Source organism: Pseudomonas sp. Leaf15, assembly GCF_001421425.1.
Lineage (GTDB): Bacteria > Pseudomonadota > Gammaproteobacteria > Pseudomonadales > Pseudomonadaceae > Aquipseudomonas > Aquipseudomonas salomonii.
The window spans coordinates 1-2,500 of record NZ_LMKI01000032.1 but is presented as its reverse complement, the minus strand read 5'-3'; the positions used below and the strand labels follow the sequence as shown (position 1 = coordinate 2,500).

The following is a 2,500-nucleotide window of genomic DNA, read 5'->3' as shown; positions in this document are numbered from 1 at the left end:
AGCACGAGAAACTTTGTCTGAATATGGGGGGACCATCCTCCAAGGCTAAATACTACTGACTGACCGATAGTGAACTAGTACCGTGAGGGAAAGGCGAAAAGAACCCCGGAGAGGGGAGTGAAATAGATCCTGAAACCGTATGCGTACAAGCAGTGGGAGCCCACTTTGTTGGGTGACTGCGTACCTTTTGTATAATGGGTCAGCGACTTATTTTCAGTGGCGAGCTTAACCGAATAGGGGAGGCGTAGCGAAAGCGAGTCTTAATAGGGCGTCTAGTCGCTGGGAATAGACCCGAAACCGGGCGATCTATCCATGGGCAGGTTGAAGGTTGGGTAACACTAACTGGAGGACCGAACCGACTACCGTTGAAAAGTTAGCGGATGACCTGTGGATCGGAGTGAAAGGCTAATCAAGCTCGGAGATAGCTGGTTCTCCTCGAAAGCTATTTAGGTAGCGCCTCATGTATCACTGTAGGGGGTAGAGCACTGTTTCGGCTAGGGGGTCATCCCGACTTACCAAACCGATGCAAACTCCGAATACCTACAAGTGCCGAGCATGGGAGACACACGGCGGGTGCTAACGTCCGTCGTGAAAAGGGAAACAACCCAGACCGTCAGCTAAGGTCCCAAAGTTATGGTTAAGTGGGAAACGATGTGGGAAGGCTTAGACAGCTAGGAGGTTGGCTTAGAAGCAGCCACCCTTTAAAGAAAGCGTAATAGCTCACTAGTCGAGTCGGCCTGCGCGGAAGATGTAACGGGGCTCAAACCATACACCGAAGCTACGGGTATCACGTAAGTGATGCGGTAGAGGAGCGTTCTGTAAGCCTGTGAAGGTGAGTTGAGAAGCTTGCTGGAGGTATCAGAAGTGCGAATGCTGACATGAGTAACGACAATGGGTGTGAAAAACACCCACGCCGAAAGACCAAGGTTTCCTGCGCAACGTTAATCGACGCAGGGTTAGTCGGTCCCTAAGGCGAGGCTGAAAAGCGTAGTCGATGGAAAACAGGTTAATATTCCTGTACTTCTGGTTATTGCGATGGAGGGACGGAGAAGGCTAGGCCAGCTTGGCGTTGGTTGTCCAAGTTTAAGGTGGTAGGCTGGAATCTTAGGTAAATCCGGGATTCTAAGGCCGAGAGCTGATGACGAGCTAACTTTTAGTTAGCGAAGTGGTTGATGCCATGCTTCCAAGAAAAGCTTCTAAGCTTCAGGTAACCAGGAACCGTACCCCAAACCGACACAGGTGGTTGGGTAGAGAATACCAAGGCGCTTGAGAGAACTCGGGTGAAGGAACTAGGCAAAATGGCACCGTAACTTCGGGAGAAGGTGCGCCGGTGAGGGTGAAGGACTTGCTCCGTAAGCTCATGCCGGTCGAAGATACCAGGCCGCTGCGACTGTTTATTAAAAACACAGCACTCTGCAAACACGAAAGTGGACGTATAGGGTGTGACGCCTGCCCGGTGCCGGAAGGTTAATTGATGGGGTTAGCTAACGCGAAGCTCTTGATCGAAGCCCCGGTAAACGGCGGCCGTAACTATAACGGTCCTAAGGTAGCGAAATTCCTTGTCGGGTAAGTTCCGACCTGCACGAATGGATTGAAATCGCTGTGAAGATGCAGTGTATCCGCGGCTAGACGGAAAGACCCCGTGAACCTTTACTATAGCTTTGCACTGGACTTTGAATTTGCTTGTGTAGGATAGGTGGGAGGCTTTGAAGCGTGGACGCCAGTCTGCGTGGAGCCAACCTTGAAATACCACCCTGGCAACTTTGAGGTTCTAACTCAGGTCCGTTATCCGGATCGAGGACAGTGTATGGTGGGTAGTTTGACTGGGGCGGTCTCCTCCTAAAGAGTAACGGAGGAGTACGAAGGTGCGCTCAGACCGGTCGGAAATCGGTCGTAGAGTATAAAGGCAAAAGCGCGCTTGACTGCGAGACAGACACGTCGAGCAGGTACGAAAGTAGGTCTTAGTGATCCGGTGGTTCTGTATGGAAGGGCCATCGCTCAACGGATAAAAGGTACTCCGGGGATAACAGGCTGATACCGCCCAAGAGTTCATATCGACGGCGGTGTTTGGCACCTCGATGTCGGCTCATCACATCCTGGGGCTGAAGCCGGTCCCAAGGGTATGGCTGTTCGCCATTTAAAGTGGTACGCGAGCTGGGTTTAGAACGTCGTGAGACAGTTCGGTCCCTATCTGCCGTGGACGTTTGAGATTTGAGAGGGGCTGCTCCTAGTACGAGAGGACCGGAGTGGACGAACCTCTGGTGTTCCGGTTGTCACGCCAGTGGCATTGCCGGGTAGCTATGTTCGGAATAGATAACCGCTGAAAGCATCTAAGCGGGAAACTAGCCTCAAGATGAGATCTCACTGGGACCTTGAGTCCCCTGAAGGGCCGTCGAAGACTACGACGTTGATAGGTTGGGTGTGTAAGCGCTGTGAGGCGTTGAGCTAACCAATACTAATTGCCCGTGAGGCTTGACCATATAACACCCAAGCAATTTGA

Annotated in this window: 1 rRNA gene (cut by a window edge); it reads left to right on the top strand. The window is 52.0% G+C overall.

Annotated elements, in window-relative coordinates:
• A 23S ribosomal RNA gene (locus tag ASE80_RS19510) occupies positions 1-2,480 on the top strand (it extends 371 nt beyond the left edge of the window).
• Positions 2,481-2,500: the final 20 nt, after the last annotated feature.